Below are 24,537 nucleotides of genomic sequence, written 5' to 3' on the forward strand. Positions count from 1 at the left end.
TGGACCTTCAGTGGTTCGCGATGTTTGCTCATAGTGACGTGGTCTCGTAGCCTTTCCGGCTGATGCCGGAACGGCATAGCGCCAGTTCCTTCCCCAAAATTAAGCGAGACCGGTGTTGCGTTTTTAAGGCTATTCGTCCCCCAATGGTCGTGCACGAATCGCCCAAATCCAGAATGATCCGCCCGTGGTGAGCGGGTAAGGGGCGAAAGTCCCGTACTTGGTGGGCGGGGCGTGCGGCGAGTCCGGATTGGTGATGCGCACTGCGGCGCCTAGCCTAATTGCTATGCCTGCTAAGTGTGCCGCTGCCGTGAAGGGGCTCGTCCTTGCCTCCGTCCGGCTGCCAGGTGGGTCCGCGCTCCGCGACGTCCATGTGGTTGACGGCGTGATTTCGCGGATCTCGCCTGCCGGGGAGTCTCGGGTCCCCGGCTCCCGTGTGCTTGAGCTGGGCGGGCGGTATGTCATCCCGGGGCTGTGGGATGAGCATGTCCACATGACGCAGTGGGCCCTCGCCGCCAACAGGATCGATCTCTCCGGCGCCGCCTCGGCACGCGAGGCGGCCGACGTCGTCGGTTCCTATCTTGCCGGGCGCGCTGCCAACGGAGACGGCGACGGCGGCGGCGACGGCGACGGCGACCTGACGCTAGTGGGCGTCGGGTTCCGGGACGCTGTCTGGGGCGATGTTCCGGGCCTGGAGCTGCTTGACGGCGTGACCCGGGGCCTGCCGACGGCGCTGATCAGCCATGATCTGCACTGCGTCTGGCTCAACAGCGCGGCGGCTACCCGCTACGACGTGGCCGTGGACGCGTCCGGGCTGATCCGCGAGGCGCCGGCCTTCGCGCTGACCCGCGAACTGGGAAAACTGCCCGACGCCGTGGTGGATGCCTGGGTGCGGGAGTCCGCGCAAGCAGCAGCCGCACGCGGGGTAGTGGGGATCGTGGATTTCGAAATGACCTGGAACAGCGACGTGTGGCTGCGGCGGATCACCGGCGGCTTCGATTCCTTCCGGACGGACGCCGGCGTCTATCCCCAGGATCTGGACCGTGCCATCGCAGAGGGGATGCGGACCGGATTGGTGCTCGACGGCGGCGGCCTGCTCACGGTGGGCCCGCTGAAGATGCTGATCGATGGCTCCCTCAACACCCGCACGGCGTACTGTGTGGACCCGTATCCGCACGGCGGCCGCGGCCTTCTCACCATCAGCGAGGACCAGTTGCTGGAGCTGCTGGTCCGGGCCCGGGAATCCGGGTTTGTTCCGGCGGTGCACGCGATCGGCGACGGCGCCAATGAGGTGGCGCTGAACGCCTTTGCGGCGGCCGGGATCGGCGGCCGGATTGAGCATGCCCAGTTTGTCCGGAACCGCGATTTTGCCCGCTTTGGCAAGCTGGGCCTGACCGCCAGCGTCCAGCCGGTTCATGCCCTCGATGACCGAGACGCCGCCGACGCCAACTGGGCCGGCCGCACGGACCGGGCGTTCCCGCTGAGGTCCCTGCTGGATGCCGGGGCCACGCTGGTGCTGGGTTCGGATGCGCCGGTGGCTCCGCTGGATCCGTGGGTTGCGATGTCGGCGGCCAGCACCCGGGCCCGGCAGGACGGGCGCGGGCCGTGGCATCCCGAACAGGCCCTCACCCGGCAGGAGGCGTTGAGGGCGTCGACGCGCGGGCGGGGCAGCGTCCGGGTGGGTGACCCGGCGGACCTCGCGGTGCTCGACGGCGACCCGTTGACAGTATCCGACGCGGTGTTCGCCGCGATGCCGGTGGCTGCGACGCTGGTCGCAGGGCGGTTTACGCACGGCGTCTTCGCTTGAGAGGGCGGGAACCAGTGGGCATTTTCGTTGGTTCGTCAGGGGTCCGGGCCCCGCTGATGCGCCGGGGCCCCACTGATGCGTCCGGGCAAGGGACATGCCCCGCGCCGGGGCCAGCGGGCGGACATAGTGTCATTGTGTCCAGTCCCGGGTCCGAAGAATGGGCATGTCCCCCGGACCCCCGGCACGAATGGGTCCAGGCTCCGCTAGCCCACCCCGTTACCACCCGACGAACCAGCGAAAAGGACCGCTAGCTGCCCTTGACGCGCGCCTGGATAAGGTTGGCGAAGGGCAGCCGGCCGAACTCCGCCCGGAACCCGGCATGGTACCCGGCTTCGGCGGCGTTCAACTGCTCCGCGGGCAGCTCCTTCCAGGCAACGATCAGGGATCCGGCCGCGGCGAGCTGCCAGATTAACCGGCCGTCCCAGTGGCCGGGCGGTTTACCCTTGCCGAAGTCGACGAACTCCTGAATCTGCCGGCGGAGCCCGCGGTTGCCCTTACTGCCGGGTCCGGCCTTGCCCACGTAGAGGACATCGGCGCCGTCGACCCATTCGGCGTCGAGCGCGTCCGCCCTCAGGGTGGGGTCCTTCTTCTTGAAGACGCCCGCCGCACTCCTGGCCAGGAACTGCGGCTCGAAACCCGCGGGCAGCAGCACGGCGAAAATCCCGGGTTTCTGCGGAATCCGGTTGATGTCGAGGTCCGCGAGCGGCCGGAATCCCGTGAACCCGTCCTGTTTCAATGACTGTCTGTTGATCGGCATGGGTTCCTTGGATCGGGGTGCGGGCTTCCTGCACCAGCTTACGGAAACGCCATTTCCGCGGCCGCCTAAATTGTCGCAGGTGCCCGATAACCTGTTCCCATGGACGGCGATCAGGAACCCGAAGTGGCTCAGCCAGAACAACTGAAGATCGTGGACGTGGCCCGTTCCCTGGCCGCCGTCCGGCCCTCCGGTGACGGCGCCGGGCTGATCGGCCAGCTCCGTGAACTGGAAGACCTGAAATCCGCCGCGGCCGCGCTTCAGGCACGGCTCGCCGTCAGCTTCGACCTGATCCAGCGGTGCGAGCAGCGGGACCTCGGAATGCCGGCGGCGGAGCTTGGCACCGGGGTCGGCGCGCAGATCGCCCTCGCCAGGCGCGAATCCCCCGCTAAGGGCGGCCGGCTCCTGGGTCTCGCGAAAGCCCTCGCCACCGAAATGCCCCACACCCTGGCCGCTCTGGAGACCGGGCAGCTCAACGAATGGCGCGCCACCCTCCTGGTGCGGGAAACCGCCTGCCTATCGGCGGCGGATCGGTGTGCCGTCGACGAGGAGCTCGCGCCCGACGCCGGGACGTTCGATGGTGCCGGGGACCGGTCCCTGATCGCCGCAGCCCGGTCCGCCGCCTACCGCCACGATCCGCGCTCCGTCACCGAGCGGGCGGGCCATGCCGCTACGGAACGGCACGTCAGCCTCCGCCCGGCGCCGGACACCATGTGCTATCTCACCGCCCTGCTCCCCGTCGCCCAGGGCGTCGCGGTCCACGCCGCGCTCACCCGGCACGCCGACACCGTCCGCAACACCGGGGATCCCCGAACCCGCGGGCAGCTCATGGCGGACGCCCTTGTGGAACGCATCACGGGAAAAGCCGGCGGGATCGCCGGGATCGAGGTCCAGCTCGTCATGACCGACCGTGCGCTGTTCCAGGCAGGCAGCGAACCCGCAAGGCTTCCCGGCTACGGGGTAGTCCCCGCAGGGTGGGCGCGGGAGATCCTCCTCGCGGACAACGCCGGAGACACTGAGCAGGACCAGGCCATGAACGTCTGGCTCCGGCGGCTCTACACCGCCCCCGGCGCGGGAGATCTCGTGGCGATGGAGTCCCGCGCACGGCTCTTCCCGCCCGGGCTGCGCCGCTTTGTCCAGGTCCGCGACCAGACCTGCCGCACGCCGTATTGCGACGCCCCGATCCGGCATCTGGACCACATTCTCCCCTGGCACAGTGGGGGACCGACGGCCCAGGGAAACGGTGCCGGGCTCTGCGAAGCCTGCAACCACACTAAGGAATCCCCCGGCTGGAGCGCCCACCCCCGGCCGGGACCCAGGCACACTTTCCAGCTAACGACGCCCACCGGGCACAGCTATCTGTCCACCGCCCCGCCGCTGCCGGGAGCACCATCACCGGGACCGCGGCCTCCCGAAGCACCACCACCCCGCCACCGGAGCGAACTTCGGCACTTCACCAAAGCGCGCAAGCGGCGGCCCGCGGACACGGAATTGACGCGCCAAGAGCGGACGCTTCTCGCAACGAGCTCCAAACTTCCTCATCCATGCCCAACACGGAGAAACCGCATGTCAAGTGTGCCAAGAGCTGCTACTCGAAAGGTACGCGAACGTCGGATTCTCGTCCTAGCGGCTGGCAGCCCAGGAAGCCCGTGGATCGCACTGGCTGTTGCCCGACCACAGAACTAGGCCCTGCTCCTGTGGAGCCCGCAGCTGCCGGAGCGTAATGGGCCGCGGAGTTGCGCGGAGACTGGCGGAATGAAGCCTGTCTGTTCCGCGGCGTTCTGGGAAGACCATCTATGCTGCAGTCCCGGGACCGCCGCGCCCTCATGCGGATCAAGGCACTAATTAAGGATATTGCCCGCAACGGCAATTAAGGCATCGGGAATCCTGGGCCGCTAAAGCACGACTTCCACGGCTGCCGGTCACTCCGCATCGCCGATGAGCATCGCCTGGTCTACAAGCACGTTGACTCGGCTGACGGCGTCGAAAGTCCTGTTTTCAGGGTGGCACTACCACTACCACTACCGCAACTGGCACGGAGGCCGGAGCCGGCCGGAGCCGGCAGGCAACCCGCCGGGCACGCAGAACCTGCAGATACCTTCGCGATCTCGCTATGAGCTGGCTCGGACACTTTTATGTCCTGAACGACCCGGCTGAATCAGATGGTTACCTGCAGGCACTTTAAGCCTACGCCCCGACGGCCACCACGGGTAGGGGCACCAGCCCGGATGGCGGATCCTGGCCCACCGCGGGCCGGCGCTCCCCTCAGGGCGTTGCCCGGCGCAGCGTCAGGTAGGAGCCCACCCCGAGGATCGTGCAGAACAAGGCCGTCCAGCCGGAACCGCTCAGGGGTGTCTGGGCTGCAAACCACGCGCCCACCGGCGGCCACCAGCCCTGCCAGGTGACAAGCCCGATCAGACCGACCAGCGCCACCGCGATGATGCTCCAGACCACCACCATCCCGGTGGTCCGCCACCTCTTGTACACGGTGGCAAACCAGAACCCGGTCATGTACAGGGCCAGCATCACGAGGAAATTGAACAGGATCTGGACGATCGCCGGGCTGTCCGCCGCCCAGCCCAGGAAGTACAGTTGCCCGTTCGGTCCCCAGCCGTCGGTCGCCACCTCCACCCGGCCCAGCACGTAGTAGAGCAGACTGACGGCCAGGGCCACCACGGCGAACAGCCCGGTGGTGCCGATATAGAAGGTGCGCCGGCTGACGCTCATGGCCTGGGAGAACGGGAACGTATAGGTGAGGGACTGGATGCCCAGGGCCAGGAAGTACCAGACCACTGCCTGTGAAGCGCCGGAGTAACGGGTTTCAACATCGTCCGGGATGATACGCCAGATGGCGTAGGTGAGGACGAAACTGGCGGCAATGATCAAGGCCGGGATGCCCAGAAACGTCCATTTGTTGATCAGCTGCATGCGGGCGACGCTGACGGCGCGGTTCATGGCGCCACCTCCACTTCTGCCTGGTCCGTCGTTGTGCGGGGCTCGACGCCGGTAGCGCCGGGCGGAACCGCCATGGTCTTGCGGACCACGAGCTGCTGCAGCGAAACCGGAGACAGTTCCAGGCCGAGTTCAGCGGCCCTGGCGCGGTCCGCGCTGCCGAGCCGGGCTTCGATGGTCACGGCGGCCAGCGCTCCCAGCCGTTCCCGGTGCAGGACCGTCCTGCCGGCGGTGAAGGCGGCAACCTTCGTGTTCTCTCCGGTGACTGTGGCGGCCGAACCGCGGATGTTCTCGGCATCGTCGTTCAGGATGATCCGTCCGTGGTCGATCAGGAGGACGTGTTCGAGCAGGTTGGCGACTTCGTCGATGAGGTGCGAGGAGAGGATGATGGTGCGCGGGTGGCGGGAGTAGTCCTCCACCAGCCGGTCGTAGAAGATTTGCCGGGCGACGGCGTCGAGCCCCAGATAGGGCTCATCGAAGAAGGTCAGTTCGGCGCGTGAGGCGAGCCCGATGACAACCCCGACGGCGGACAGCTGGCCGCGCGAGAGCTTCTTGATCTTGCGCTTGAGCGGCAGCATGAACTCCCCGGCCAGCCGGTCCGCGAACTGCTGGTCCCAGTTCTCGAAGAACAACGCCGCCGATTTGAACGCCTGGGCGGGATTAAAGTCCTCCGGATACTTCTGGGATTCCCGGATGAAGCACATCCGCGACAGGACCCGGTCGTTCTCATACGGGTGCTGCCCGAAGACTGCGACGTCCCCGGAGGTCTCGGGATCCTGGGCTGTGAGGATTGACATCAGGGTGGTCTTGCCGGCCCCGTTGCGTCCGAGCAGTCCGTAGATCTTCCCGCCGTCGATACGGAGGCTGACCCCGTCCACTGCTTTGAGGTCTTTGTAGCGTTTGGTGACGTTTGTTAGCTCAATCACCGGCGCCTGCGTGCGGGTGTTCACCGTCCCGCGCTCCTTTCCGTTAGTAAAGGGTCTGAACTGCTGCGGTTGATCATCCCGGTCAGCGCGTCCACGCTGATGCCAAGTTTGCGCGCCTCGCGGGTGAGCGGCTGGACGTAGTCCTGGAAGAACTCTTCGCGCCGCCGCTCCAACAACCGTGCGCGCGCTCCGGTGGCAACAAACATGCCGATCCCCCGCTTCTTGTAGAGAATTCCTTCATCGACAAGCTTGTTGATCCCTTTGGCCGCAGTGGCGGGATTGATCCGGTAGAACGCGGCGAACTCGTTGATGGACGGCGCCTGCGCCGCCTCCGCCAGCGATCCCGCGACAATATCGCCCTCGATCAGTTCGGCGATCTGGAGAAAGATCGGACGCGTTTCGTCAAGCACTGCCGACCGTCCTTTCGCTGGGATCGACACCAACACTTGGTCTGTTGGTTAGTTACTTGTGTAGCGAACCATAGAAGCGGGCGGCGCGCAAGGGTCCCAGCGGCCCGGAGTCGCCGCCGGGCGTCAAGAAACACCCCTCCGCTCAAAAGCGTAGAGTGGAACAGGACGCCTGTTTCTGGACGCCGAGCGCTGAGGGAGAAATCGTGACGATTGACTGGGACGAAAAAAAGGCCCTACTACAGGAACCGAACATCGCCGCCGTGACGCAGCTTTGCGACGAACTCATGGAAAAGAAGCCGGGGTCGGTCGTTCCCTACATCGATCCCGTCCATGACGAGGACGAATGCCGGATCGTCAGCCTGCACATTGCCCCGGGTAAGGGCACAGAATCGGGCTTCGTCTCCCATTTCAACGATGACGAGGCTGCCCGCCGCGCCACCTCCATTTATGAGGCGGTTGAACTCGACCCGCGTTACGTGATGCCGTGGAACGCCTATCCCTGGGTCCGCGACCCCGAGCTCCCGTCCGCCCTGAATGTCCAGGAGAAGACGGACGGCCTGCGGCCTTTCCGCCAGTTCCTCAAAATCAACAAGCGCGTCTCCGCGGTGATCGCCCACGGCGCCGATGCCCATGCGTTCCTGACGCTCTTTGAGAAGACCTACCACTCCTCACTGAAGAACCGCGGCGTCAAGATCTACAAGGCCACAGCCCTCGGCGGCCGCGCTTTCGCCGTCTCGGCAACCAAGCAGGACGAGCTCCTCGCCAAGAATGTCGACGTCTACAAGGACGCCATGCAGCGGGCGGGCATCCAGCACCTCTGAACTACCCGCGCTGAGAGGCGCCCGCCGGCAGGCGCACGACGCCGGCCCACGGCGGCGCTTTGACCTCACCCCTCCACCAGCCTCCGCCGGTGCCTGAGCTCCTCCGCCCACGCCCGGAAGGCCGGCCCCTCTCACAGGACAGCGACGGCCCCCTGCTGACGACGTGGCACCCACCACCACACAAACCGTGACTCCGCGCACCCAGCGAAAGAGAAAACCATGTCCCCGAACCCCGGCTCCAAACTCGCGATTGTAGGCGCCGGCAGTGTCGGCACCTCACTGGCCTTCGCTGCGTTGATCCGCGGCTCGGCCAGCAACGTCACCCTCTTCGACGTCAACGCCACCAAGGCCGAGGCCGAGGTACTCGATCTGGCGCACGGTACCCAGTTCGCCGCCGCGGCGGCGACGGTCACCGGCGGCGGGGACATCGCCGCGACGGAAGGGGCCGACGTCGTCGTCATCACCGCGGGGGCCAAGCAGGCTCCGGGCCAGACGCGGCTGGACCTGGCCGGCACCAACGTGCGCATCCTCGAACAGCTCATGCCGCGATTGCTGACGCACGCCCCGAACGCTGTCTATGTGCTGGTGACCAACCCCTGTGACGTGCTGACCGTCGCGGCGCAGAAGATCTCCGGCCTGCCCTCATCGCGCATCTTCTCCTCCGGCACGGTGCTGGATACCTCCCGACTGCGCTGGCTGCTGGCCCGCGAAGCCGGCGTATCGCTCACCAGCGTCCACGCCAGCATGGTGGGCGAGCACGGCGACACCGAGTTCCCGGTCTGGTCCGGGGCCACGATCGGCCCGGTCCCGATCCGCAACTGGAAGGTCAACGGGAAACGCATCTTCACCTCCGAGCACCTGGCCGACACCGCGCGGGAGGTCACGCAGGCGGCCTACAAGGTGATCGCAGGCAAGGGCGCCACCAACTACGCAATCGGTCTGTCCGGCGCACGTATCGTGGAAGCCCTGCTGCGCTCGGAAAATGCCGTGCTGCCAGTGTCCACGGTGCTCGACGGCCAGTACGGGATCTCCGGCGTGGCACTGTCGCTGCCCAGTGTTGTGGGGCACGGCGGAGTACGGGAGATCCTCGAGACACCGATGGACGACGGCGAACTCGCCTCCCTGCAGCACTCGGCGGAGACGCTGCGGCAGAGCCTGGCGAAGCTGGGGATTTAGGGGATATGCGCGGAGCCGGACGGGGGAGGCCACAACCGCCGCCACCGCCGCCGAGCCACCGTGTCACCGCCGCCGTCACCGCCGCCAGACCCTGCGGCCCGCCCTTGACCGCGGCGGCAGCGTAACGCAACGTCGCCGCAACCCCTCGGGCATCCGGTTCGCCTATGCTCGACGGACAGACTCACAGCGGCTCAGCGGCACAGCGGCTCAGCGGCTCAGCGGCTCAGCGGCTCAGCGACGAACCATCCGGGAGACACCTCATGACCAACTGGCGAATCAGGGATTTCCACTCGGCCGATCTTGACGGAATCCTGCACCTCTGGGAAACCCTCAAGGCCACCAACGTTGAGCCCGTCTACGCGCTCTCCGAGGTGCTGGCCTCCTGCGAAAAGGACCACGCCGTGGTCGCGGTACAGGGCGAGCAGCTGGTAGGCGCCGCCGTCGGCCGCGCCGCCCATGACCAGGGCTGGATCGTCTTCCTCGCCACCCTCCCCGAATACCGCGGCCGGGGGATCGGCACCTCCCTGCTGGCCGCCGTCGAAACGCGAATGGCGCCGCACGGGCTGAACAAGCTCTCCGCGCTGATGCCGGAATCCGAGACCCGGGTGGAGGCGTTCCTGGGCCGCGGCTTCGTCCTGAAGAAGAACCTGCGCTACTTCGAGCGGAAGATCCCCGTCCAGCGCCAGGAACTCGAACCGCTCAGCCAGCTTGGCGGCCGGATCCTGGCCCGCGACCTCTGGGAAAACGTCGCCGGCATGCGCAACGAGAAGGAACTTCTGGAACGCCGGCTGGTCCTGCCGCTCGCCGAGGCTGACCTTGCCGACGAGTTCGGTGTGGTGCCGCCGCGAGCCGTCGTCCTCTTCGGCCCGCCCGGCACCGGCAAAACGACCTTCGCGAAGGCAATCGCCTCACGGCTGGAGTGGCCGTTTGTGGAGGTCTTCCCTTCCCGGCTCGCCGCCGATCCCAAAGGCCTCGCCGGCGCGCTGCGCGAGACGTTCCTGGAGATCGCCGAATTGGAGCACGCCGTCGTCTTCATCGACGAGGTGGAGGAGATCGCCTCCCAGCGATCCGGCGAGCCGCCCTCGCCGCTGCAGGGCGTCACCAACGAACTCCTCAAGATCATCCCGGCGTTCCGCGAACAGCCCGGCCGGCTGCTGGTCTGCGCCACGAACTTCATCCGCGCCCTGGATACCGCGTTCCTGCGCCACGGCCGCTTCGACTACGTCATCCCCATCGGACTGCCGGACCGCCAGGCCCGCGAGGCCATGTGGCAGCGCTTCATCCCGGCCACCGTGGTGGACGACGTCGACGTCGAGCTTCTCGTGGACCGCACCGAGGGCTTCTCCCCCGCGGATATCGAGTACGCGGCCCGGAGCGCTTCCCAGCGCGCACTGGAAAAGGCGGTGTACGACGACGGCGGGCTGGCTTCCGGCGGCGACACTTCCGCGCGCTCGGCGGTCCGGAAGGGCCCGGCAACCCAGGACTATCTCGACGCGATCGCGGACACCCGGACCACCGTCAGCGAAGAAGTCCACCAGCAGTTCCTCGAGGACATCGACGCACTCGGCCGTGTCTAACAAAAGCAACGCGAGGTCACCTACGGCGCCCCGGGCATGCCCTGCCCGAGCGCGGCGGAGGCTTCCGCGATCCTGGCGACGGGGTAAGTGCTGTCCACGACCGGCCGCTACTGACCGCCGTCGGTGAGGCCCGCCGGCACTGTCAGTCCCGGTGGGACCCGGTCCCGGCGGCGCCCGCCACCGGAACGGAGGTCTCGACAGGCCCGGCCGGGACGTCCTCGTAGGAAAGGTTCTCGTAGTCTGTGTCATCCGCCTCGTCGAGCAGGTCATCGAGCTCATCGAGCAGCCACGGGTTGATGCGGGCGAGGATCTTCCTGGTTTCCTCGACCGGAACGGCGGCGTAGAGCACCGGCCGGGCCTCCTCGTAACGGGTCACCGGCGGCTTGTCCGGCCACTTCTCGGCCAGCGCCCTGACCCGCTCCGGCAGGGAATTGTGCGCGTTGTCCGCGATCTTCACCAGGGTGGCGTCGTGGTCCTCGGCGATGTAGCGGATGCCGGCCTGGTAGTCGTCCGGGTTCTCTTGGAAACGCTTGGTGACACGTTCGATGATGTCCGCGGTGCGCACTGAGACGCCCATGGCCAGGAGCGCTTCCCTGGTCATCGGCGTGTCCTCGGCGATGTCGTGCAGGTAGCCGGCGATCCGGATGTCGTCGTCGAAATCCGCCAGGGCGTCACCGACGGCGATCACATGTTCGCGATAGGGGCGCTTGAGCTTGTCCTTCTGGCGGTTGTGGGCCACTTCGGCAAGGATCTTCGCCGTCTCCACGGTGAAGCTCGATTGAGGGGTCGGTGGTTCAGGGGAGCGCACTTCCGTGAATTCAAGTTCTGACATACTTCCAGCGTACGCGTCAGCTCCGTGCGTTGTGCCGGCCGGCACCGGGCCACTCCCAGGGCCCCCGCGGCAGCGCTGCCGCGTCAAAGACTGCAAGCGCGCGCTCCAGGGTTCCCGCCGGCAGTCCGAGGGAGGCCAGCAGCAGATCCCGCACCTCGGCGGCCGCAACGCCGGCGATCGCAAGGTCACCGAGTGTGACGGCGCCGTTGCGCTTGGCCAGCCGGACGCCGTGGGCGTTCAGCACCAGCGGCACATGCACATATTCCGGAACAGGCATACTCAGAAGCGAGGCCAGATAGGCCTGCCGCGGCGTGGACGGCAGCAGGTCGTCTCCGCGGACCACCTGGTCGATGCCCTGGGCTGCGTCGTCCACCACCACAGCAAGGTTGTAGGCGGTCACGCCGTCATTGCGCCGGATCACAAAGTCGTCCACCACTCCGGTGTAGCTGCCGTGCAGCACGTCCAGCACGGTTGCTTCCGCAATCTCAGCTCTCAGCCGGATCGCGGCGGGCCGGACCGCACGTTTGGCGCCCCGCTCCGCCGCGGAAAGATTCCGGCATGTGCCCGGGTACGCGCCCTGCGGGGAGTGCGGGGCGGACGGGGCCTCCTGGATCTCGCGGCGTGTGCAGAAGCACTCGTACGTCAGGCCCGCCGCTGTCAGCCGTTCCGTCGCCTCCGCGTAGAGTGGCCCGCGGTCCGTCTGGCGTACGACGGCGCCGTCCCACGTCACACCGACCGCCGCCAAATCACGGAGCTGCTCCGCCTCGGCGCCGGGCCGGACACGGTCCAGGTCATCTACGCGCAGCAGGAACCGGCGGTCGGTGGAGCGGGCAAAGAGCCACGCCAGCATTGCCGTCCGGAGGTTGCCCACATGCAACTCGCCGGAGGGGCTGGGGGCGAAGCGGCCGGCAGACGTCATGGAACCAGCCTATGCGGCACACCACACAACTCCCTCCAAACACCAACGCGGGGTCACCTACGGCCCATTGCGGGGTCCAACATGGGCGCGATGTGACCCCGCGTTGCCCTGAAAAGGCACAAGAGCCCCTCAGCTACCGATGACTTCGGAGGAACCGACGTCGGTGGCTCAGGGGCTCTTGCCGTGCCGGGCCCGCGGGCGTTGCTCCGGGCCATGGCACTGCGAATGCGGAGATTTTTCTGCGAAAGACGATGCGTGAACAAGTGTCAATCAGCGGCGGGTTCCTTGCGGGATACCTCATCCAGTGTCCGGGTGGTGTGCCGGGGTTCCTGTAGCCTTCGGGATCCGGCGGTAGCCTGTGTCCCTTTGTTGTCACTATTCCAACAGAAGCCCTACAGTTGGTGCAACAGACGTCCCTAAAACTGGTCAATCTGACTAACGCGCGCGGCAGACATCGGCAGGAAGTGGTCATTTTGCAGGTACTCGACGCGACAGACCGGCGGATTCTCATTGCCCTCGATGAGGATCCCCGGCTGCCCATCATGGTGCTGGCCCAGAAATTGGGCCTGGCGCGCGGCACCGTACAGTCGCGGCTGGAGCGGATGTCGGCGTCGGGCGCCCTCCGCCGGAACAGCAGCCGGGTGCTGCCGTCCGCCCTGGGCCGGGGCGTGGCGGCGTCGGTGAGCGCCGAACTGGACCAGAGCCATCTGAACGAGGCGATCGCCGCGCTGCGGAACATCCCGGAGGTGCTCGAATGCCATGCCCCGGCCGGTGAGACCGATCTGCTGATCCGGGTGGTGGCGACGAGCCCGGACGATCTCTACCGCGTGTCCGAAGAAATCCGGCTCTGCCCGGGGATTGTGCGGACCTCCACCAGCATGTTCCTCCGCGAGGTTATCCCCTACCGGACCACGGGGCTGCTGGACTCCTGAGGCGCGCGGGCCCGACGGCCCGCAGCCCGCAGCCCGCCGCCCGCCCCGGGGAGCCCTCCCCATCGCCGCCTGCGCGGTTTGCAGCTAGGCTGGCCGGGGAATCAATCAGGGGGAAATGTGGCGGGTAACTTCTACGGGGCGGACGTCGCCCAGCTGCGCCGGCTGGCACAGGACCTGGCCGGCGGCGCCCGGCGGCTCAACCAGCTCGGCCAGCAGCTCGGCGGCACCATCAGCGCCAGTCACTGGAAGGGGAACGACGGCGAGCGCTTCCGCAGCGACTGGACCTCATCCCACATTAGGGCGCTGAAGGCCGCATCAGCCGGGATCGAAGCAGCCGCCAAAGCCGTGCTCATCAATGCCGACGAACAGGAGCGCACCAGTCAGAGCGGCGCGGGTTCGGGCCCCGGAGTCGTCGCCGCGGACGACGGCGGCACAGCCCGGGAATTCACCGAAAAACTCGATGCGATGACGGCAGCGGAACGTGTGGCGTACCTGGCGAGCGACGAATTCAGGACGTGGGCACTGGACAACCCGGCGGCAGCCAAAGCTGCTATGGACGCGGCCGCCGATTCCGGCGCCATTGACACGAAGTCCCGGGAGTACGCAGATTTCCTCAGCGGGTACTGGAACCAGCAGGCGATGTTGGAGATGGGAATCGACCCCGCCGCCTGGGACACCACCAAGGGCACCGACTATAACTGGGAGACCATAAAGAAGGTCTACGACTTCTATGGCCAGGCGTATCTGGCGAACCCCGATCTGCAGTGGGCCGGAATGGCCAACATGATCGGTCCCTCCTTCGCCGGCGGATTCAAAGACATGGCCGTGATGCGGGATCTTGCCCAGCAGATCGCCGACCATCCGGCGTCGAACATTCCGCTTCCGATGCTGGACGAGCTCGAGCAACTGGCGGGCATAACGGACGCAGAAATCAGGTTCTACGAAACCAGCATGCTGGACATGAACAAGGAGATTTTCCTCGACCAGGCCCGGCAGCACGAGGCCTACCTGACGGGCGGTCCGGAGGAAATGAGCCGCCTCCGCGATTCCGGCGTGATCAACGCTGAGACGGCGCGGGCCTGGGAGCAGATCGACTCGGGCGATCCGGCACGGGTCAGGGAGGGCAATACGGCGTTGTTGTTCCGGGAACAGAACGAGATCATCGCCGACGATTACGACACCATGCGGAACCATCCCGGCGGGGAAGCCGTGACCTATCTGGTGACTCTCGCCGGCGAGCCGTCCATCCCCGGGGCCCGGAGTTTCCCTGAGGTCTTTCCCTACGAGTTCAGTGTGGAGAGCCCCGGTCCGGACAACGTACCGTACACACATTGGGACAACCCGGCCCAGGTACGCACCGATTTCACCACCGGGTTCCCGAACGGCAACATTGCCGACGCTGATCTGCGCTGGGCGCTGATCAGCCGGAACACCCTCCCGGCGTACCAGGAGCTGCTCCGCGCCGATCCCGGCCGCGCCCGGGACATCATCGGCTCCGACTTCAATGACCGTGTGGTACAACACCGCCCCACCAACAACATCCCGCACATCATGGACCGCTTCGCGTCCGGATTCAGTGCCGAGGTGCATCAGTGACGCCGCACGCGCTGCCCCGTCCGTGGACCTTCGCCGTCGCCGCAGCAGCCCTGGGCTTGGGCTTGACCATCACGGGCTGCCAGGTGGTCCTCCCCCCGTCCCCCGGCTCTTCCGCCGACCCGACCCCGTCCTCTGGGAGCACCATGACATCCTCTGAATACTCCACTCTCGACGCTGCCGGCGTTCAAGAAATTGAAAACAGCCGTCAGGCGCGTCTGGACATGAGGAGCGGAGAGCTCTTGAAGTCCGCTGTGCGGGTCACCGACAGCAGCTACGGGCCCCAAATCAAGGCCTCCGGCAAAATCGCGCTCACCATCGAGGGTCCGACCGGCGAGATCCACGGGCAGACGGACCGGATCCGCTTCATGACCGTAAGCGCGTTGCCGGACTTCAGCGAAGTCACGTACTTCCTCACCGCGGACTCACGGGAGGCATACTTCGGCCTCATCCGGGATGGCGTAATGAAGTACGGCATCGAGAGCCGCGCGGCGGAAGGCTGGATTTCCTCCATCAGCCGCCAGCCCGAAGACAAGAGCGGCTTCTCCCTCGGGCCTGGGACAGCCACCGGCCTGAGCGTGAGCTACGACCTCCGCTACGACGGCTCGAAAGACACCCAGGTCATCATCGTTCACGTCAGCCCGGTGCGGGCAGGCTGAACGCGGAAGCGCCAATCCATTACTTCCGTGGCATATACCACTCGGTGAAGGACCAGGTGCGGCCCAGCCTCGACTGTACCCGCTGCCCGGACCGGGACCGTACTTAGCCGCGGTGCCCGCTTAGCTTCCGTCGCCCCTGCCGTATTCGCGGTCCCAGAGCTCGTGGATTTCGGCGTCCTTCCGGATCACTTTCACCGCCGCCAGCTCGGCGGGTTTCCGTCGTTGCCACTCACGCGGATTGAGGGACTTCCGTCCGCTGTCCAACAGGAGCAGCGCACGGTCCGTCAGGGCATCGCCGCGCAGAGTGAAGTCGGTCTTGCGCCGGCGGAGGACCTCACGGAGCGCGGCCCGGGCGGCAGCGTAGTCGCCGAGTCTGCGCAGCGAACGGGCCCGCACCAGCAGCAGCGCGGCGGCGAGGTCGTCGCCGTTGAGCAGTCCCTCGGTGTCCGCCGCGACTTCCGCATCCCGCCCCAGCGCCGCCGCCAGTGAGCAGCGGGCCAGGGCCAGCGGCAACGACGGCGGCAGGCCGGTCAGCGCCGCCAGCGCGGCCTCCGTCTGGCCGGTCTCGCGCAGCGAGTGCGACAGGGCAAGGAACACGGCTTCCTCGCTGAACAAAACCGGAACCTCGATCCGCTCGGCCACTGCCACGCGGGTGACCACGCCGGAGAGGTAGGTGGAGGCGTAGCGGTTCGCGTCGTCGTCGTTCCTCATCGAGAGGCCGCGCCGGAGCAGTTCGGCGGCCCGCAGTTGGCCGCCGTGCGCGTAGGCCAGCAGCCCGGCCATGACGTAGCAGAGCCCGGCCCAGCCATGGTAGGTGCGCGCCAGCTTGATCAACCGGTCCGGGTCGGTGCTGGCGAAAATGGCGGCGTGCACTGCGCGGGTCGCCTTGCCGGGTCCGGCGCCGAAACCCTTTGCCAGCCGCGGGACGGCGCCCTCGACAGTCAGGGTGCCGCGGATCCTCCGCGCCAGGACTCCGGACACCAGTCCGCCCACACCGTCGGCGAGGACGCGCACAGGGGTCCGGACCAGGGCTTTGCGGAAGGGCGTCAGGTCGCGAGTGTCGCGGTAGAGGACGGGGTGTTGGGGAACGGATTCTGCGGGTCCGGCGCTCATGCACCCATGCTAGTAGGCTCTGGGAATGGCTGAACTCCACGACGACTTGTCCGCTTCAGGAGCTGCCCGCCCGGGCCCCAAAACCCCCGAGGCCAGCGACGACTTCATCCACCGGCGCCATACGCTGCCGTCCGGGCTGGGGTACACGACGACCACCGGCCGGCTGGTGCCGGCAGAGTTTGTGAGTATCTAAACTCAGGGGACCGGCCCGGGCTGGGACACCCGGCACGACTCCCCGGGCCGCCCAGTTAGGCCGCGGCCGCGACCCAGAGACCGATCACCCAGGTGCTGGCGGCGAGACAGGCGAGGCCGAATTCCACGATCATTCCCAGCCCGGTGGCTTTCAGCGCGGCCCAGCTGGAGGCCACAGCGGTCCGGAAGACTCGGGTGCGGTGCAGCTCGCCGAGCAGGAGTCCCGCCGCGAAGCCGACAAAAAGTCCCACCACGGGGATGATGAACATGCCCACCACGCCGAAAACGAGTCCGGCGACAACCGAGCGGCCGGGGATGCTGTGCTGTTTAAGTTTGCGCCCCGTCAGGACGGCGCTGGCCGCCATTCCGGCCAGAACGAAGACCATTCCGATGCCGAAGACCACCCAGCCCGTGGTGCCGGCGCCGCCCCAGATCGCCCAGGCCAGCAGGCTGAGCCCGATCAGGATGCTGCCGGGCAGCACGGGAATGATGGTTCCCGCGACGCCCACCAGGATGGCCAGGCCGCAGAGAATCGTCACAGCAGTCTCGGGATTCATCACCCCAGTCTATGGTTCGGGGCGGCGCTGAAGAGACAGCTGAGGGGACAGGCGAAGAGGCCGCCGGACAACACCGGAAAGCATAGGGACCGGACGACGACGGCGCCGCCTGCCCCGCCGGGACTAAAGGAAGCGCCGCCGTCGTCGACTGTTCGTCAGTAGCTGGTCGTTTGTAGCCTGTCGTCCGTTGCGTTCGGTGGTAGCTACTCGGCTTCGACTGCCGCGGCGACTGCCGCCGAAACAGCCGGGGCCACCCGCGGGTCCAGCGGGCTCGGCACGATGTAGTCGGCGGAGAGATCGTTCTCGGCGAGCGCCGCGATGGCGCGGGCCGCGGCCAGCTTCATGGCCGGGGTGATCCGGCGGGCGTCGGCGTCGAGGGCGCCGCGGAAGATGCCGGGGAACGCGAGCACGTTGTTGATCTGGTTCGGGAAGTCGCTGCGGCCGGTGGCGACGACGGCCGCGTACTTGTGCGCGACCTCGGGCATGACCTCGGGGTCCGGGTTAGACAGGGCGAAGACGATTGAATCCTGGCTCATGAGCGACAGGTGTTCCTCGGCCAGCTTCGACGAAGAAACACCGATAAAGACGTCGGCGTCGAGCAGTGCCTCGGCGGGACCGCCGGAGACGCCGCGCGGGTTTCCGCTCCTGGCCAACTGGGCCTTCTTGCTGGCCTGGTCCGCGGCGATGTCCGCCCGCTCGCTGTTGATCACGCCGCGTGAGTCCAGCAGCACCACGTCGGTGATGCCGGCGGTGAGGAGCATCTGGGCGACGGCAATACCGGCCGCGCCGGCGCCGGAAACGGCGACGCGGAGCTTCTCGAGTTCGCGGCCGGTTACCTTCGCGGCGCCGGTCAGGGCGGCGAGGACGACGACGGCGGTGCCGTGCTGGTCATCGTGCATCACCGGGCAGTCCAGGGCCTCGATGAGCTTTTCCTCGAGCTCGAAACAGCGGGGCGCCGAGACGTCCTCGAGGTTGACGGCGCCGAAGCTCGGACGCAGCCGGACGAGGGTCTCGACAATCTCGTCGACGTTGGTGGTGCTGAGCACCAGCGGGATCGAGTCGAGCCCGCCGAAGGCCTTGAACAGGGCGGACTTGCCTTCCATCACGGGCAGCGAGGCGCTGGCGCCGATGTCGCCGAGGCCGAGAACGGCCGTGCCGTCGCTGACGACGACCACGAGGCGCTGGGCCCAGGTGAGGGTCTTGGCGAGTTCCGGGTCATCGGCGATGGCGCGGCTGACCTGGGCTACGCCGGGCGTGTAGGCGATGGAAAGATCGCGCTTGCTGGCGAGCGGTACGGTGCTGGAAATCGAAAGCTTGCCGCCCTGGTGGGATGCGAAGATCTCCTCGTCGCTGAGCACCGCTACGGGCTCGGCGGGTGAATCAGCGTCGGTAGGATTGATCGTTTCAGTGGACACGTCGTTGTCTCCTGGGGGCTCACCGTGGGCATACGGCTCATGGAAGCTCAAGCACAGTCATGCTCAAGATGGCGGGTGGAACATCCGTGGCGGCCCAAGGTTGGCGGGCTGGCGGTGACGCTCCGGGTACTGCTGGCGGCGGGCCGCTCCGGATCTGCAATGGTAACCACATCATCAGCCGCATGAGGTGGCACAGGACACACTGCCGGCCGCGGTGAAACGTTTATCCAGCCTGCAACGCGGCTGACACCACGGGAACACGCTTGTACACGCCTGGCACTAACCACCGCTGCTGGTCTAGTCCAGTTACGTGCGGGTTACGCGGAGTGGCGGCTGCGGGTCAGCAGCCAGCAGGCCCTCTTCAGGTCTTCCTCGGCCTCAAAGAGGGAAAGGCGGCGGCAGCGGACTGCCTGGACCAGTCCGCTGACGGTCAGCAGCAGCACCCGGGAGACGGCGGCGTCGCCGCTCACGGCGGTGACGGCCCTTTCCGCGGTCGAATCGATCTCGCGCAGCAGCTGCGTGGTGTCGGTGTCCGGCACATAAGCCGTTTTGCCGAGGCTCTGTTCGACGGCGGGCTGCATGAGGCGCATGTGGAAGATCTCCATCACGACGCCGGCGAGGGCGTGGGCCGGGACGTCGTCCGCGGTGTGTTCGGCATACCGCCCGGCACCCTTCATTTTCGCGAAGGTGCCACCGGCCGTGGCGGCGGCCGTGGGAGCGGCCGTGGGGGCGGAGACGGCGGGGGCTGGCGAGTGGGCCGCCAGCAGCTCCGCGAGCTGCCGGCGGTAGAGCGCCAGCACCAGCTGGGTGGCTGAGGGAAAGTAGCGGCACAGCGTTCCGAGCGGAACGTCGGCCTTGGCCGCAACCTCGGAAAGGGCCACGGAGTCAAGCCCCTTGCGGGCGAAACTGGCGGCCGCATCGAGAATCCGGGTGTAGCGGATTTTTTGCCGGGTGAGGGTGGGCGGATGGGCCATCGGTGGAAGTTCTGAGTGGAAGTCAGGCATCAGCAGCGTTCCGGGTTCGGTTTTCTCGGCAGCCGGGAGGGATCCCCCATAGCGCTGCCGCGGCAATTCCCGTCCACTATACGCCACGCCACCGGGCGGTCAGCCAGTCACACGGAAAGCCGGCGGCGCCTCCGGTGGCGCCTCCTCAGCGCCCCTGCGGCGTCAGTCCACACCCTTAATCTTGACCACAAACACGGCGCCCAGAAGCCCGATGACAGCGGCAGCCACGTACAGCGAAACGTATCCTCCCCACATGGTCACGAAGGGGAATGCGATGAGCGGAGCGAGGACCTGCGGCAGGGAATTGGCGATGTTGATGACGCCCAGGTCCTTGCCGCGGCTCAGCGCGGAGGGCAGCACCTCGGTGATGAGGGCGAAGTCCACGGCAAGGTAGCAGCCGAAGCCGATTCCCAGCACGGAGGCGCCGATCAGGGCGCCGGTCCAGGTCGGCGTGAAGGCGAGGATCAGGGAGGCCACCGCAATGATGACCGAGGAGATGATGACCAGCGGCTTCCGCTTCCCCATCCGGTCGCTCAGCGGGCCGCCAATGACGCTCGTGATGATCACCATCACCGCGTAGAGCCCGGTCAGGATCAGCACGCCGAACTCCGGCGCCATGCCCTGTGTTTCTTCAAGGTGGACGGCGTCCGTGAGGAAAAACAGCAGGTAGAGGGTGACCATGTGGTTGCCGATGTTCACGAGCAGCCGGGTCAACCAGGCCCAGGCGAAGTCGGGGTAGAGCGCCGGGGAGATCCAGAAGCCCTTCACAAAGCCGGCCAGGCTGAACGGGGGGCGGGCCTGCGCGGGCAGCGGCACGTCGTCGTTTGTGAAGAAGTACAGTACGACGCCGGCGAGAAGCGCCACGGCACAGATAAGGTAGCCGACGGCGAAGTTCCCGGTAACGGCGGCGGCGATCACCGCGCCGATCAGGATGCCGACCGTTTGCCCCATGGCCCCGAGGCCGCCCACCGTGGCGCGCTGCGCCACCGGCACCCGGTCCGGGATGGCGGCAGTGATGGCGGCGTAGGCGCCGTTGCAGCCGGCCTGGACGAGGCACCAGAGCAGGGTCATGACGGCGACGTTGGGCGCCCCCGCCAGTGCGATGAGTGCCACGGCGCCGAGGACCGCCCCGAAGAGCACCCACGGCACGCGCCGGCCCCGCCGCGAGGTGGTCCGGTCGCTAAACGCGCCGAACAGAGGGTTGGCTACCAGCGATACCGCGGCGCCTGCACCGGTCACCAGAGCCAGGATCGCCTCCTTGTCCCCCTCGCTGAAGGCCGCGGCCTGCTGGCCGAGCAGCACCTGGATCGGACCGAAGAACGCCGCATTGATGCCGACATTGACGAGCACCACCCCGGTGATCCAGACGGGCCGGACGCGCCGCTCAGGTTCCGCGAGTGCCACCGCCGTCGGGCCGTTTGCGGCCTGACTCGTGAGAGCTGGGTCCGGATCTGCTCCGGGTAGATCGGACAGGCTCATGTGGTTCCCCCGGAACTGACGGCAATCGCTGAAAATCGGTGTGGGCCCAGACTATCGTGGGGAGCTAAGCCCGCCGACTATTTCCAGCATCAGGGAGAAACCGTGACCGCATCCGCCGTCAACACCGCCGATCTCTTCGACGAACGGGGCGACGAACTCGACTCCGTGGCCCTGCAATTCCAGTCGATCGGCGGGCGGACGCATTTCCACGGCCCCGTCCGGACCATCCGCTGTTTCGAGGACAATGCCCTGGTCAAGTCAACTCTGGCCACGCCCGGGGACGGCGCCGTCCTGGTGGTGGACGGCGGCGGCTCGCTGCGCACGGCGCTGATGGGCGACCTGATCGCGGCGAGCGCCGTCGCCAACGGCTGGGCCGGAGTCGTCGTCAACGGCGCCATCCGCGACCGGGCGGCCATCGCCGGGCTGCCGCTCGGGGTGAAGGCGCTGGGCAGCAACCCGCGCAAGAGCGCCAAAGCAGGCGCGGGCGAAAGCGACGTGGAAGTCGAGATCGACGGCGTCGCCCTCCGGCCCGGGGCGATGATCTGGTGCGATCCGGACGGAATACTGGTCGAGCGCTGAGCCGCCGAGGTGAGACTTCGCGCCCAAGACTCGAACCAGCATGGGCGCGAAGTCTCACCTCGGCGTCCATCCACGGGACAGGAGAACACGCCGGACCCTCCCGACGACGGTGGGGCACTCCCCCTCCAGATCGTCCCTTGCGACCCGCACCTCGCACCAGCCCAGCCTTTCCGTGGTTCGGGCACGGCGGATGTCGCGCAGATGCTGGCTGACCCCGCCATGGTGGAGCCCGTCGTACTGCAGCGCTACCCCGTAGGCCGGATACGCTGCGTCCGGCCACAGCTCCGGGGCTCCGGCCGGCCCCCAGACCACGTGGTTGAGCTCCGGCTCCGGCAGGCCACCGCGGACGACGGCGAGGCGCAGCCGCGTCTCCGGAGGGGAATCCGCGCCGACGCGCACGAGCCCCAGGGCCTCCCGGGCCCTCCGGATGTGCCGGGCTCCCGGGTGCTGGAGCAGCATCCGGTTCAGCGTCTCGACGCTCGCCAGGGCCGCCCGGGGGGAGGGGAACTCCGGACCGTGTTCGGACACCAAGGAATCCCCGGCAGCCACGAGATCGTCCAATGCCAGAGTCGCGGCCAGGTCGAGGTAGGTGCGTTCGGGCGAGGTAACCCGGACGCCGTCGAGCATCACCACGTCCCCGGGCCGCAGCGCGAGGCGGTGCCCCGCCACGTTCGCCCGTGTCGGGATGCTGCCGCCCCGCGGCCGGGCAAGGTGGATCCTCCAGTCGCAGTCTGCCCACGGCGGAAGGCCAACGCGCCAGATCCTCGCCGCAGTGAGGTGACAGAGCACGGTGCATCCATCGAGTTGGCAATAGGCCCGCAGGGCTGCGGCGCCGTGTGCGCCGCAGCCGGGCGGAACGCGGATGCCGCGGGACACGGTGATCAGGTCCTGGGCGCGGGTCCGCTTCCGGGGGATCCCGGCCGCATCGGCAGCCAAGACGGAGAATGATCCCTCCGCCAGCGTCGTTGGAAGCTCAAGTCTGCGCATCCCCTCATCATGAAGGAAACCGGCGCCGCCCGCTGAAGTTATCCACACCCCGCCTAAGTTATCCACACCCCGCCACCGCCTACCCTTCGGACTTCATGGTCAGGCCCGCCGAGGTGAGAGTTCGCGCCCATGACTGGTCGAGACATGGGCGCGAAGTCTCACCTCGGCGTCGGACGGCATCGGCGTCGGCGTCGGCGTCGGACGGCATCAGACGGCGACGGCGCCTGCCCGCGGAGTCCGCCAAAAGTATGTTTCCTCTCACTTTTACGGCGCGTGACGGGCGTCGCTACCGCTCTGGTGTAAGACTTGGTAGCTGCGGCGCAGGCCGCGGAACGCGAAATGCCGAGGGAGACAGATGACAACCACCCAAGACCAGACCGCAGCCAAGATCCCCCAGCGGGTCATCTGGCTGGCCGTGGCGGGCGCCGTCGGCGGGTTCCTCTTCGGTTTCGACTCCTCCGTGGTCAACGGCGCCGTGGACGCGATAAAGGATGAGTTCGCGCTCAGCGAGGCCGTGACCGGCTTTGCCGTGGCCGTGGCACTGCTCGGCTGCGCGGCGGGTGCCTACCTGGCCGGCAAAGTCGCCGACCGCTACGGCCGCATCCCCGCCATGAAGATCGGCGCCCTGCTGTTCCTGGTCAGTGCCATCGGCACGGGCTTCGCCTTCGGTGTGTGGGACCTGATCTTCTGGCGCCTCGTCGGCGGTTTGGGCATCGGCTTGGCCTCCGTGATCGCCCCGGCGTACATCTCCGAGATATCCCCGCGCCACGTCCGTGGCAGGCTGGCGTCGCTCCAGCAGCTCGCCATCACCATGGGCATCTTCGCCGCACTCCTCTCGGACGCCCTCTTCGCGAATTTCGCCGGCGGCGCCGGCCAGGAGCTCTGGTTCGGTATTCAAGCTTGGCGCTGGATGTTCCTTGCCGGCGCCGTGCCCGCAGTGGTCTACGGCTGGATTGCGTATACCCTGCCCGAGTCGCCGCGGTTCCTGGTGTTCCAGGGCAAGGATGAGGAAGCCCTCAAGATTTTCCAGTCCATCGCCCCGGCCGAGGACACGGACCGCCAGCTGCGCGACGTTAAGAAGGCCATCCAGGACGACAAGGTCGCCGGCCAGAAGGGCTCCCTGCGCGGCAAGGCCTTCGGCCTGCAGCCCGTCGTGTGGATCGGCATCATCCTCTCCGTGCTGCAGCAATTTGTCGGCATCAACGTGATCTTCTACTACTCCACCACTTTGTGGAAGGCTGTAGGTTTCCAGGAAAAGGACTCCCTGACGATCTCCGTGGCCACCGCGATCACGAACATTCTGGTGACCCTGGTGGCGATCGCCCTGGTGGACCGGATCGGCCGCCGGCCCATTCTGCTCGCGGGTTCCATCGGCATGGCGGTCTCGCTGGGCACCATGGCCCTGGCCTTCGGGTCCGCCACCGGAGCCGGCGATGCCATATCACTGCCCGGTGTGTGGGGCCCGGCCGCGCTAGTTGCCGCCAACGTCTTCGTGATCAGCTTCGGCGCGTCCTGGGGCCCGCTCGTCTGGGTGCTGCTGGGTGAGATCTTCCCGTCCCGGATCCGCGCCCGCGCACTGGGCCTCGCCGCTGCAGCCCAGTGGATCGCCAACTTCGCCATCACCCTGAGCTTCCCGGTCATGGCGGCGGCTTCCCTGCCCGTGACCTACGCCATCTACGCCATGTTCGCGGCGGCGTCGTTCTTCTTCGTGAAGTTCAAGGTGCCGGAGACCAACGGAATGTCCCTGGAACAGGCCGAGACACTCTTCGTTCCCAAGGGTTCCGCGAAGGATTCAACCAGGGCCTGAGCCCCGCCCGCCTCCCGTCGCCCGTCGCACCAACGCACCGCACGCTCCC

24 protein-coding genes are annotated in these 24,537 nt (G+C 67.3%); 12 read left to right on the plus strand and 12 right to left on the minus strand.

Going from position 1 to position 24,537, the window contains the following annotated elements; genetic code table 11:
* The first annotated feature begins 283 nt into the window (after positions 1–283).
* Positions 284–1,804 (plus strand): amidohydrolase, encoded by a 1,521-nt coding sequence (locus tag RCH07_RS08810; protein WP_326967090.1) that lies wholly within the window; start codon positions 284–286, stop codon positions 1,802–1,804.
* Between the two features lie 247 nt (positions 1,805–2,051).
* Here the strand turns inward: RCH07_RS08810 and RCH07_RS08815 are convergent, their stop codons facing one another.
* A complete protein-coding gene (locus RCH07_RS08815) occupies positions 2,052–2,561 on the minus strand; it encodes a hypothetical protein (protein WP_326967091.1) in 510 nt (169 codons plus the stop codon).
* A gap of 99 nt (positions 2,562–2,660) precedes the next feature.
* On the opposite strand from RCH07_RS08815, the gene RCH07_RS08820 reads away from it, so the two are divergent.
* Entirely contained in the window at positions 2,661–4,244 is a 1,584-nt protein-coding gene (locus RCH07_RS08820) for a DUF222 domain-containing protein (protein WP_442784796.1), read from the plus strand.
* Between the two features lie 191 nt (positions 4,245–4,435).
* A complete protein-coding gene (locus RCH07_RS08825) occupies positions 4,436–4,675 on the plus strand; it encodes a type II toxin-antitoxin system YoeB family toxin (RefSeq protein WP_326967138.1) in 240 nt (79 codons plus the stop codon).
* Positions 4,676–4,823: 148 nt separating this feature from the next.
* On the opposite strand, the gene RCH07_RS08830 is transcribed toward RCH07_RS08825, so the two are convergent.
* From RCH07_RS08830 to RCH07_RS08840, 3 genes are read right to left on the minus strand one after another with little or no spacing between them, the layout of a single operon-like run.
* Positions 4,824–5,513, minus strand: coding sequence for a hypothetical protein (locus RCH07_RS08830; protein WP_326967092.1), 690 nt, complete (start codon positions 5,511–5,513; stop codon positions 4,824–4,826).
* A complete protein-coding gene (locus tag RCH07_RS08835) occupies positions 5,510–6,460 on the minus strand; it encodes an ABC transporter ATP-binding protein (RefSeq protein ID WP_326967093.1) in 951 nt (316 codons plus the stop codon). The genes RCH07_RS08830 and RCH07_RS08835 overlap by 4 nt, the downstream gene beginning before the upstream one ends.
* On the minus strand, positions 6,457–6,846 hold the full coding sequence (locus RCH07_RS08840) for a GntR family transcriptional regulator (protein WP_326967094.1): 390 nt from the start codon (positions 6,844–6,846) through the stop codon (positions 6,457–6,459). The genes RCH07_RS08835 and RCH07_RS08840 overlap by 4 nt, the downstream gene beginning before the upstream one ends.
* Positions 6,847–7,049: 203 nt before the next feature.
* Here RCH07_RS08840 and RCH07_RS08845 point away from each other — a divergent pair, with 203 nt between their 5' ends.
* From RCH07_RS08845 to RCH07_RS08855, 3 genes are all read left to right on the plus strand, one after another.
* On the plus strand, positions 7,050–7,667 hold the full coding sequence (locus tag RCH07_RS08845) for a uracil-DNA glycosylase (RefSeq protein ID WP_326967095.1): 618 nt from the start codon (positions 7,050–7,052) through the stop codon (positions 7,665–7,667).
* Positions 7,668–7,886: 219 nt separating this feature from the next.
* Positions 7,887–8,843 carry an L-lactate dehydrogenase gene (locus tag RCH07_RS08850; RefSeq protein ID WP_326967096.1) on the plus strand — a complete coding sequence of 319 codons (957 nt, stop codon included), beginning with the start codon at positions 7,887–7,889 and terminating at the stop codon, positions 8,841–8,843.
* Between the two features lie 260 nt (positions 8,844–9,103).
* Positions 9,104–10,420, plus strand: coding sequence for an ATP-binding protein (locus RCH07_RS08855; protein ID WP_326967097.1), 1,317 nt, complete (start codon positions 9,104–9,106; stop codon positions 10,418–10,420).
* A 142-nt stretch (positions 10,421–10,562) separates the two neighbouring features.
* Here RCH07_RS08855 and RCH07_RS08860 read toward each other — a convergent pair whose 3' ends face one another.
* Both RCH07_RS08860 and gluQRS read right to left on the minus strand, forming a co-directional pair.
* Entirely contained in the window at positions 10,563–11,252 is a 690-nt protein-coding gene (locus RCH07_RS08860; RefSeq protein WP_326967098.1) for an HD domain-containing protein, read from the minus strand.
* A gap of 16 nt (positions 11,253–11,268) precedes the next feature.
* Positions 11,269–12,171, minus strand: a complete 903-nt coding sequence (gene gluQRS, locus RCH07_RS08865; protein ID WP_326967099.1) for a tRNA glutamyl-Q(34) synthetase GluQRS — start codon at positions 12,169–12,171, stop codon at positions 11,269–11,271.
* 473 nt (positions 12,172–12,644) lie between these two features.
* On the opposite strand from gluQRS, the gene RCH07_RS08870 reads away from it, so the two are divergent.
* The 3 genes from RCH07_RS08870 (at position 12,645) to RCH07_RS08880 (ending at position 15,355) form a co-directional block, all read left to right on the plus strand.
* Positions 12,645–13,103 (plus strand): Lrp/AsnC family transcriptional regulator, encoded by a 459-nt coding sequence (locus RCH07_RS08870; RefSeq protein WP_326967139.1) that lies wholly within the window; start codon positions 12,645–12,647, stop codon positions 13,101–13,103.
* A 117-nt stretch (positions 13,104–13,220) separates the two neighbouring features.
* Positions 13,221–14,699: a WXG100 family type VII secretion target gene (locus tag RCH07_RS08875; protein WP_326967100.1), complete on the plus strand. Its 1,479-nt coding sequence runs from the start codon at positions 13,221–13,223 to the stop codon at positions 14,697–14,699.
* A gap of 143 nt (positions 14,700–14,842) precedes the next feature.
* Positions 14,843–15,355: a hypothetical protein gene (locus RCH07_RS08880; protein ID WP_326967101.1), complete on the plus strand. Its 513-nt coding sequence runs from the start codon at positions 14,843–14,845 to the stop codon at positions 15,353–15,355.
* 120 nt (positions 15,356–15,475) lie between these two features.
* On the opposite strand, the gene RCH07_RS08885 is transcribed toward RCH07_RS08880, so the two are convergent.
* Complete coding sequence (locus RCH07_RS08885) at positions 15,476–16,468, minus strand: hypothetical protein (protein WP_326967102.1); 993 nt, start codon at positions 16,466–16,468, stop codon at positions 15,476–15,478.
* A gap of 25 nt (positions 16,469–16,493) precedes the next feature.
* Between RCH07_RS08885 and RCH07_RS08890 the strand changes: the two genes are divergently transcribed.
* Positions 16,494–16,661, plus strand: coding sequence for a hypothetical protein (locus tag RCH07_RS08890; protein WP_326967103.1), 168 nt, complete (start codon positions 16,494–16,496; stop codon positions 16,659–16,661).
* Positions 16,662–16,716: 55 nt separating this feature from the next.
* Here RCH07_RS08890 and RCH07_RS08895 read toward each other — a convergent pair whose 3' ends face one another.
* The 4 genes from RCH07_RS08895 to RCH07_RS08910 all read right to left on the minus strand — a co-directional run bounded on the left by RCH07_RS08895 (position 16,717) and on the right by RCH07_RS08910 (position 21,115).
* The gene (locus tag RCH07_RS08895; protein WP_326967104.1) at positions 16,717–17,217 is read right to left on the minus strand and encodes a DUF456 domain-containing protein; all 501 of its coding nucleotides are present in this window, start codon (positions 17,215–17,217) and stop codon (positions 16,717–16,719) included.
* A 203-nt stretch (positions 17,218–17,420) separates the two neighbouring features.
* On the minus strand, positions 17,421–18,632 hold the full coding sequence (locus tag RCH07_RS08900) for an NAD(P)-dependent malic enzyme (protein ID WP_326967105.1): 1,212 nt from the start codon (positions 18,630–18,632) through the stop codon (positions 17,421–17,423).
* Between the two features lie 317 nt (positions 18,633–18,949).
* Positions 18,950–19,606 carry a TetR family transcriptional regulator gene (locus RCH07_RS08905; protein WP_442784797.1) on the minus strand — a complete coding sequence of 219 codons (657 nt, stop codon included), beginning with the start codon at positions 19,604–19,606 and terminating at the stop codon, positions 18,950–18,952.
* Positions 19,607–19,798: 192 nt separating this feature from the next.
* Entirely contained in the window at positions 19,799–21,115 is a 1,317-nt protein-coding gene (locus tag RCH07_RS08910; RefSeq protein ID WP_326967107.1) for an MFS transporter, read from the minus strand.
* 102 nt (positions 21,116–21,217) lie between these two features.
* Here RCH07_RS08910 and rraA point away from each other — a divergent pair, with 102 nt between their 5' ends.
* Positions 21,218–21,694: a ribonuclease E activity regulator RraA gene (gene rraA, locus RCH07_RS08915; protein ID WP_326967108.1), complete on the plus strand. Its 477-nt coding sequence runs from the start codon at positions 21,218–21,220 to the stop codon at positions 21,692–21,694.
* 54 nt (positions 21,695–21,748) lie between these two features.
* On the opposite strand, the gene RCH07_RS08920 is transcribed toward rraA, so the two are convergent.
* The gene (locus RCH07_RS08920; protein WP_326967109.1) at positions 21,749–22,681 is read right to left on the minus strand and encodes a hypothetical protein; all 933 of its coding nucleotides are present in this window, start codon (positions 22,679–22,681) and stop codon (positions 21,749–21,751) included.
* A gap of 355 nt (positions 22,682–23,036) precedes the next feature.
* Here RCH07_RS08920 and RCH07_RS08925 point away from each other — a divergent pair, with 355 nt between their 5' ends.
* Entirely contained in the window at positions 23,037–24,488 is a 1,452-nt protein-coding gene (locus RCH07_RS08925) for a sugar porter family MFS transporter (protein ID WP_326967110.1), read from the plus strand.
* Positions 24,489–24,537 lie beyond the last annotated feature (49 nt).

It is taken from the genome of Arthrobacter sp. CG_A4 (assembly GCF_035985125.1).
Taxonomy (GTDB): domain Bacteria; phylum Actinomycetota; class Actinomycetes; order Actinomycetales; family Micrococcaceae; genus Arthrobacter.

Bases quoted from the DNA above. Each gene is read 5' to 3' on its own strand.
- RCH07_RS08905 (WP_442784797.1), bottom strand. From the start codon at position 19,606: ATGGCCCATCCGCCCACCCTCACCCGGCAAAAAATCCGCTACACCCGG.
- RCH07_RS08925 (WP_326967110.1), top strand. From the start codon at position 23,037: ATGACAACCACCCAAGACCAGACCGCAGCCAAGATCCCCCAGCGGGTC.
- RCH07_RS08895 (WP_326967104.1), bottom strand. From the start codon at position 17,217: ATGAATCCCGAGACTGCTGTGACGATTCTCTGCGGCCTGGCCATCCTG.
- RCH07_RS08910 (WP_326967107.1), bottom strand. From the start codon at position 21,115: ATGAGCCTGTCCGATCTACCCGGAGCAGATCCGGACCCAGCTCTCACG.
- RCH07_RS08850 (WP_326967096.1), top strand. From the start codon at position 7,887: ATGTCCCCGAACCCCGGCTCCAAACTCGCGATTGTAGGCGCCGGCAGT.
- RCH07_RS08855 (WP_326967097.1), top strand. From the start codon at position 9,104: ATGACCAACTGGCGAATCAGGGATTTCCACTCGGCCGATCTTGACGGA.
- RCH07_RS08880 (WP_326967101.1), top strand. From the start codon at position 14,843: ATGACATCCTCTGAATACTCCACTCTCGACGCTGCCGGCGTTCAAGAA.
- gluQRS (WP_326967099.1), bottom strand. From the start codon at position 12,171: ATGACGTCTGCCGGCCGCTTCGCCCCCAGCCCCTCCGGCGAGTTGCAT.
- RCH07_RS08815 (WP_326967091.1), bottom strand. From the start codon at position 2,561: ATGCCGATCAACAGACAGTCATTGAAACAGGACGGGTTCACGGGATTC.
- RCH07_RS08830 (WP_326967092.1), bottom strand. From the start codon at position 5,513: ATGAACCGCGCCGTCAGCGTCGCCCGCATGCAGCTGATCAACAAATGG.
- RCH07_RS08890 (WP_326967103.1), top strand. From the start codon at position 16,494: ATGGCTGAACTCCACGACGACTTGTCCGCTTCAGGAGCTGCCCGCCCG.
- RCH07_RS08860 (WP_326967098.1), bottom strand. From the start codon at position 11,252: ATGTCAGAACTTGAATTCACGGAAGTGCGCTCCCCTGAACCACCGACC.
- RCH07_RS08920 (WP_326967109.1), bottom strand. From the start codon at position 22,681: ATGCGCAGACTTGAGCTTCCAACGACGCTGGCGGAGGGATCATTCTCC.
- RCH07_RS08885 (WP_326967102.1), bottom strand. From the start codon at position 16,468: ATGAGCGCCGGACCCGCAGAATCCGTTCCCCAACACCCCGTCCTCTAC.
- RCH07_RS08820 (WP_442784796.1), top strand. From the start codon at position 2,661: ATGGACGGCGATCAGGAACCCGAAGTGGCTCAGCCAGAACAACTGAAG.
- RCH07_RS08810 (WP_326967090.1), top strand. From the start codon at position 284: ATGCCTGCTAAGTGTGCCGCTGCCGTGAAGGGGCTCGTCCTTGCCTCC.